7 protein-coding genes are annotated in these 6,874 nt (G+C 56.7%); 3 read left to right on the top strand and 4 right to left on the bottom strand.

Going from position 1 to position 6,874, the window contains the following annotated elements; genetic code table 11:
• Positions 1-30: 30 nt before the first annotated feature.
• The 3 genes from ACW8F6_RS17875 to ACW8F6_RS17865 form a co-directional block, all read right to left on the bottom strand.
• Positions 31-1,446: a MipA/OmpV family protein gene (locus tag ACW8F6_RS17875; protein WP_491577250.1), complete on the bottom strand. Its 1,416-nt coding sequence runs from the start codon at positions 1,444-1,446 to the stop codon at positions 31-33.
• Positions 1,447-1,517: 71 nt separating this feature from the next.
• The gene (locus ACW8F6_RS17870) at positions 1,518-3,647 is read right to left on the bottom strand and encodes an ATP-binding protein (protein WP_491577249.1); all 2,130 of its coding nucleotides are present in this window, start codon (positions 3,645-3,647) and stop codon (positions 1,518-1,520) included.
• Positions 3,648-3,720: 73 nt separating this feature from the next.
• Positions 3,721-4,401, bottom strand: coding sequence for a glutathione S-transferase (locus tag ACW8F6_RS17865; RefSeq protein WP_491577248.1), 681 nt, complete (start codon positions 4,399-4,401; stop codon positions 3,721-3,723).
• 250 nt (positions 4,402-4,651) lie between these two features.
• Between ACW8F6_RS17865 and ACW8F6_RS17860 the strand changes: the two genes are divergently transcribed.
• From ACW8F6_RS17860 to ACW8F6_RS17850, 3 genes are read left to right on the top strand one after another with little or no spacing between them, the layout of a single operon-like run.
• Positions 4,652-5,245 (top strand): uracil-DNA glycosylase family protein, encoded by a 594-nt coding sequence (locus tag ACW8F6_RS17860; RefSeq protein ID WP_491577247.1) that lies wholly within the window; start codon positions 4,652-4,654, stop codon positions 5,243-5,245.
• An 8-nt stretch (positions 5,246-5,253) separates the two neighbouring features.
• Positions 5,254-5,805: an RDD family protein gene (locus ACW8F6_RS17855; protein WP_491577246.1), complete on the top strand. Its 552-nt coding sequence runs from the start codon at positions 5,254-5,256 to the stop codon at positions 5,803-5,805.
• Positions 5,806-5,844: 39 nt separating this feature from the next.
• Complete coding sequence (locus ACW8F6_RS17850; RefSeq protein WP_491577245.1) at positions 5,845-6,660, top strand: M48 family metallopeptidase; 816 nt, start codon at positions 5,845-5,847, stop codon at positions 6,658-6,660.
• Positions 6,661-6,734: 74 nt separating this feature from the next.
• Here the strand turns inward: ACW8F6_RS17850 and ACW8F6_RS17845 are convergent, their stop codons facing one another.
• Positions 6,735-6,857: a helix-turn-helix domain-containing protein gene (locus tag ACW8F6_RS17845; protein ID WP_491577251.1), complete on the bottom strand. Its 123-nt coding sequence runs from the start codon at positions 6,855-6,857 to the stop codon at positions 6,735-6,737.
• Positions 6,858-6,874 lie beyond the last annotated feature (17 nt).

Here is a 6,874-nt window from a genome sequence, read left to right as displayed (position 1 = left end):
TTAATTAATTTTTCTACTTCATTAACCAGATCATTGACCCAATTCGTTTGAATAGAGCTGATTTGAATGAGGGCATCCTCTTTTATAAATTGACTGACAACAGATTCCCACTCTTTGACATGAGGACCAAGTATAATCGGTTTTCCCAAAGATGCCGGAGCGGTGGTGAATACTGTAACCCACGTAGCAGTGCTTGGCCGCATCGTTGTTGAAAAGATCGCCCACATTTAAGTCCCAGCTGTAATCCAGGTACTGCAGCATGTGCGAATCGTTTAGATTTTTTTCGAGTACGTTTTCCGTTTCCTGCCAAGGGACTTTTTCCCCATAGGAAAAACCGTAGCCAAAGCCCACGCGTGTTTCGATAATGTGCGACCAGGGAAAATCGTTAAAGTAACCCTTGAGTGCGATCACATACTCGTTAAAGTCGTCTTGGCCGCTCTTTTCAAAGTGGCGCACCAGACCGCCGGTCAAATGCACATCAACGGGGAGGTTCCAGGCTTCATCGCTGATCTTTTTGCTGAGAAAACCGCTAACCATGGCGGTATTTTGGGTATCCACCGCCATATTATTCAAGTAAATCATTTCGATGAAATTGCCATCGGTCCAATAACCGCCGGCCAGGCGCCACTCCCACTCGCCCTCGAGCCAGGGCGACTCGCCGGCCTTGTGGAGCGTTTGCGCGGCGGGATTATTGATAAATTCGTACCGGTAGTTTAAGCGCAGTTCGGTGTGTTGGCCGCTGTCGGTAATGGGGCTGTCCGCCACAGTTTCGCCATAGCGGGTGTGGGTCAGACCCAGGCCCAGCAAGTGGGCGCTGCCGAATCGGGTCCAGGCTTCCAGCCCCAGACGCAGATTCGTACTGGCGTCAGCGCTGTAGGCCGAGCGCTCAGCGGTGGCTTCGTCCGCGCGAACGCCGTAGTAGTAGTCGTTGATATCGGCCGACTCGTAATCGATCCCGAGCAGCGGGGTTAGCGTCCAGCGTCCCTGTTGCCAATTGCCGCGCCACTCGGCACTGGCGCTCCAGCCTTGATGGCGGTTGAGTGTGTCTGCGCTGGCGCCTATACGCCACTCGCCCAGCTCGGTGTTTTTAACCAGTTGGGCGCCGGCCTCCAGCGTGCCAAAGCGTTGCATGTCCGTTAAATCCTTTGACTGCTCTTCGCTATAACCGCCGAAGCGATAGCGCGCAAAAGCATCCACATAAAACCCTTCGTGAGTGCGACTTTTCCAGCCGGCTTGAGTCCCGGCCAGATACCACTGCTCGCCTTGATAATAGAGCTCTGGCAGAAAATCCACGCGGCTGGTTTCGCCAATGTAGGGCGATGTCTGCACGCGGGTGGTCAAACCCGCCGCCCAAACACCGTCAGTGGCAATCGGCGAGGGTGAGGCGAGGGTGGGGAGTGTCAGGCAGCAGGCGGTTGTCGCCAGCGTAAGTCGGAGGGCTTTCATGGCCAAACGCAGTCCTTGGAAATCTGAAAGCGCGCATCATAGCAGAATGCTGTGGCAATGCCGTGTCGGGCTTAGATGGCGTGTTTCAGCAAAGCGGCCTTTAGGCGGTTGAGGCTGATGGGTTTCGTGAGCACTTCATCCATACCGCCATCGAGATAGCGGTCGCGATCTGTCTCGTAGGCATTGGCGGTTAGTGCCAGCACTGGGGTGGGCGCCATGTCTTTTTCCTGCTCTATTTCGCGGATGCAGCGCAGGGCGCCCAGGCCGTCCAAGACGGGCATTTCACAATCCATGAGGACAATGTCGAAGGCGCGGGTGGTGTTGAGAAACTGGGATACAGCGTCCTCCCCATCGCACGCCAAGGTGCAGCGGTGTCCGAGTTTGGCGAGCATGGCCGAAATAACGGTGCGATTTACCGAGTTGTCATCCACCGCCAGAATATTCAGTGGCCGGATACCCGTGTGTGGCTCTGTCTCGATAAGCGGGTTGTTCTCGAGCTGTAAACAATCTTCAAGCAACGGCTTTAGCAGTGCACCAAAGGGCGGTCGATCCTTGAAACCGCGGGTTATTTCGCCGTGGCTATTGATCCATTCATTACTTTGGCCCACATCGTAGAGTTGTAGCGGGAGGTAGCCCTGGGCCTTGTAGGCCGCCGCCAATTTATCGCTGGCATGGTGGTCTTCTAGGTCTATGACAGCAATGGTGGTGCTTTCGGCAGCCTCGGGGGTGTCTTGGCTATCGGCAACGTGCGTATCCAAGCCCCAGTGAACGCAGTAGCGGAGGTAGTCGGCGCGTCGCCACTCGCTATCCACACACAGCAAAATGCTGGGTTTATCGCCGGTAAATGACGCCTCGTCGGCGGCGTTGTATTGCAAGGGCAGCGACAAACAGAACACGGTGCCCTGATTGGGCCGGCTGTCTACAGTTAGGTCGCCTTGCATTTGGCGGGCCAGTTCTCGGCTAATGACCAATCCTAGGCCGGTACCGCCAAAGCGACGGTGAATGGAGTTGTCGGCCTGGGTGTAGGGCACGAACAGTTGGCTCAGAGTGCTCTGATCCATGCCAATACCCGTGTCCTTACAACAAATAATCAGGCGCTCGTCGCGCCACTCCACCTGCAGCTCCACCGAGCCTTCCTGGGTAAACTTGACGGCGTTGCCTGCCAAATTGACCAAGATTTGATTGATGCGCGCCGGGTCGCCGATGAACTGATCCGGGACACTGGGCGAGATATCGATGATCCAGTGAATATTGCGCTCGGCTGCCTTTTGTATGAATAGGTAGTACACATTGCTCAGCAGTCCACGCAGGGAAAATGTAATGGACTCGAGCGACATTTTGCCAGACTCGATGCGCGCGTAGTCGAGCAGGTCGTTGATCAACACCAGCAGCGATTGGCCCGAGCTGTGGATGGCCTGGTTGTAGCGCTTTTGCTGCTCATTTAACGGCGTGGACGACAGCAATTCGCTCATGCCCAGCACGCCGTTCATAGGGGTGCGAATTTCATGGCTCATTTTGGCCAAAAAGTCAGAGCGGGTGCGCGCGCTAACCTCGGTGTCAATGGCATTGCGGACAATGGAGTTTGCGCCCAGGGCCACGGCCACAGAACTGACCAAGACCACCAGCAGCGTGAAAATGAACAGCGAGCTGGCGCTGTCGTTGAGCGCGCTGGCTTCGGCCACGATTTCAGCCTCCAGGCTTTGGGTGAAATCGTGCAGTTTGTTGCTAGGTTCGCGGTCGATACCGCGCAGTAAATCGTCCACGGGACGTATTTCGTAACCGTTGGCCTGAAAAACCTCGTAACCCTGGCGATACATACTGGCCAGCTGGCTGTGCGCGCGGGCGAAACGCTGCAGGGCTTTGTGGGTGTCACTGCTGAGGCGCGAGGCCTCCAGATTATTTACCAGGCTTTGCACCCGCGCCTCTTCTGACAGAAACGAGCGCCAGTATTTTTCTCGGTCGGCGGGTTCATAACCGCGCAGCAGGGTGTTTTTCCACTCCTGCACCTGGGTTTTAAAGGCGATGTTAATCTCGTGCAGATCGGTTTGGCTGGCGATGCGCGTATTCATCATCTGGTCGTAGCGCTCGATGATGCCGTAGAGCGCGTACTGGGCGCTCACCGCTGTGATCAGCAGTAGTAAACCGCCCACCAGAATGGTTGCCGTGGCGCGAGATCGGGAATGGTGCGAAGTGCTGCTCATTAAGGGCCGCTCAGCAGGTTTTCCCAATTAGTATAGATGCTCTGGCCCGGCTTGCCGCCGTCATTTTAGCGTGCTATGCGGGCCCGTAGGCGTAGCCCGGGGCCTTCTGCAGTGCGGCCTGATAGGCGGGCCGCGCCTGGCACTGGTCGACAAAACGGCGGATGTTAGGATAGACCGCGCTGTCTAGGCCACTGCTCACCTGTGCTTCCAGAGGAAAGCTCATTTGTATGTCGGCACCGCTAATCTGGGCGCCACAAAACCAGGTGTGGTTTTGCAGATGTTGTTCTATATACGCCAGATTGGCATTGACGGTGGGGTTTACAAAATTGTGCAGTACTTTTCGTGCAATATTGCGGGCTATAGGCCGCACAAAAAAGGGCATGGGTGCCGTTTGGACGCGCTGCATGACTAGGCGCATTACCAGGGGAGGCATGACGGAGCCCTCGCTAAAGTGCAACCAGAAGTGATACTGCCAATACAGGCTGTCTTGCGGCGCCAGCTGCCAGCTGAAATTGCCGTAGGTGGCGGTCAGGTATTCAATTATTGCGCCGCTTTCCGCCAGCGTTAGCTGATTGCTGTCGTCGGTAATTACAGGGCTTTTACCCAATGGGTGCACGGCTTTGAGGGATTCGGGGGCCAGTTGCGTTTTTGGATTGCGCTGGTGGGCCACAATTTTGTAGCTTGCGCCCAGTTCTTCCAACAGCCAGAGGATGCGTTGTGAGCGGGAATTATTTAAGTGGTGTAAGGTGATCACAGAGACTCCGGAGCTTGAGCGTGTTAATGGGGGCTAGGGTTAGCCTAGCAGGCGGGTTGCGGGTGCTACTGCAATCGAGGCAATTCACACCACCGCACATAGGAGGCCGCCATACCGTGGGATGTCAAAACGGGGTTGCGCTGCCCGCTGTACAGCGCACGGGGCCTAGCCCTGCGCATTCAGCGCTTACGGACGCAAGCGCGCATTGGATCACTGGGCGCAGCCAAGGCGTGAGCATGCGAGTATTGTCTTGGATTTAATTCGCGAGGTTCAAGGCTGTCGGGCTTGTGCCGATCTGTTGCCGCAGGCGCCCAGGCCGGTGTTGCAATTGGGCCTGGCGGCACCCATCGTCATTGCGGGACAGGCGCCGGGGCGGGCGGCCCATCAGCGTGGCCGACCCTTTGCGGACCCCAGCGGTGTGCGCCTGCGCCAGTGGTTGGGGGTGACTGAGGCGCAGTTTTATAATCCTGCAAATTTCAGTATTTTACCCATGGGATTTTGTTACCCGGGCACCGGCAGTCAGGGGGATTTGCCGCCCCGGCCCGAGTGCGCCGCGCTGTGGCGGCAGCGCCTGCTGGCGGCCCACTCAAATGTGCAGCTGACGCTGGTTATCGGGCAGTTTGCGCAGCGCTGGCACAAGCTGGCGGGGGCGAGTGTGACCGAGCGGGTGCAGCGGTGGCGCATGGGGTGGCCCGCATACCTGCCGTTGCCCCACCCCAGTCCACGCAACAATCGGTGGCTGGCGGTAAACCCTTGGTTTGAGCGCGAGCTGCTTCCGATATTGCAGCGCCGAGTCGAATTGTTGCTGCACAGCGGCGCGAAAATAGATGCTTTGAACGAGTGAGATAGTCAGTGAAATTGGAATTGGATTTGGAACCACCGGCCGGTCAGGTCGTAAACACCGAGCCCGCAGCGGCCGCGAACGACCTGCGCTACGCAGGATTTTGGATTCGGTTTGCCACCTTTGTTATCGATTCAGTGTGTGTACTGCTCTTTGTCTCCATACCCTTGGGCTTTGCCTTTGGCACGGGCCACTGGCAGCTAGATCCCAGTGCGGGTTTGCAGGTATTGGCGGAGCAGCTGCGCACCATTCTTCAACAAATCGTAACTGAATATGCCATTTTATTGCTGCTGTATGGCTACTTCTGGGTGAAGTTCCTGGGTACACCTGGCAAGCTGGTGTTGGGGTTGCAGGTTGTGGATGCGCGCACGCTGGGGCCACTTAGCGTTAAGCAGTCGGTATTGCGTTACCTGGGTTACTTTGTTTCCAGTATGGCCGGTTGCTTGGGTTTCATTTGGGTGGGCATAGATGCCCGCAAGCAAGGCTTCCACGATATGATGGCTCACTCGTTGGTGATCTATCGCCGTCAACAGCCTGAACCCGCGCAGCAGAATGCTTTATAATCCCGTCAACTTCACAGGAACAAGGAACACCTGTTTACCATGAAAACGTTATCGCTCTCTCTGTTATTACTGTGCGGCCTACTCAGCGCCTGCGCGACCAGCCCCACCGGTCGTTCGCAGTTGATGCTTATCTCTCCGGAGGCGGCCATTGTCGAATCGAAAAAAGCTTACCTGGGCACAGTGGCGGATCTGGATAAAAAGGACAAATTGATCAGTGACCCCACCACGGTGAATCGCGTGAAGACCATCACCGGGCGCTTGGTAACTGAGGCTGTTGCGCTTTACCCACACACGCGCGACTGGGAGTGGAGCGTGGCTATTATCGACGACATAGACACCATAAATGCTTGGTGTATGGCCGGCGGTCGCATGGCCATTTACACGGGCATTATCAGTAAACTGGATTTAACCGACGATGAAATGGCCCAGATTATGGGGCACGAAATCTCCCACGCACTGGCCAATCACACCGCCGAGCGGATGTCGCGCGCCATGGCGATTAACTTGGGCGTCGTGGCAGCGGGAGCCGCCACCGATAACAATGCCCTGACGCTTACTGGTGCGGCGTTGGCGGCTAAGCTGGCGCTGGAGCTGCCCAACAGCCGCACAGCGGAAGCGGAGGCCGATCGTCTGGGCACCGAGCTGGCCACCCGCGCCGGCTATAGCCCCGACGCGGCGGTGACGCTGTGGCGCAAAATGGCGCAGGTGGGTGGCAGTGGTGGCCCGGAGTTCTTAAGTACGCACCCGGCGCCCGGCAATCGCGAAAAAGGTTTGCAGCATTTGGCGCCTGAGATGCGCGCATTGAACCCCACAGGTAAAAAGTCTGCCGTCTACCCAATTACTATCGTGCAGTAATTTTCTTACCATCATCCACAAAAAAGCCCGGTCTCACCGGGCTTTTTTGTGGGGTTACACATTGCCAGTGGCGTTTAGGCCAGAAACTGGGTGGGCGTTTGACCAAACCAGCGCTTGAAGGCGCGGGTAAAATTGCTGTGGTCGGAAAATCCCAGTTGGTGTGCCACCTCTGTGAGGGGGCGCCCGCCATCGCGCAACAGCCGCAGAGCATCCT

It is taken from the genome of Simiduia sp., assembly GCF_058345725.1.
The sequence above is the reverse complement of the archived record's forward strand: the minus strand, read 5'-3'. Positions and strand labels throughout refer to the sequence as shown.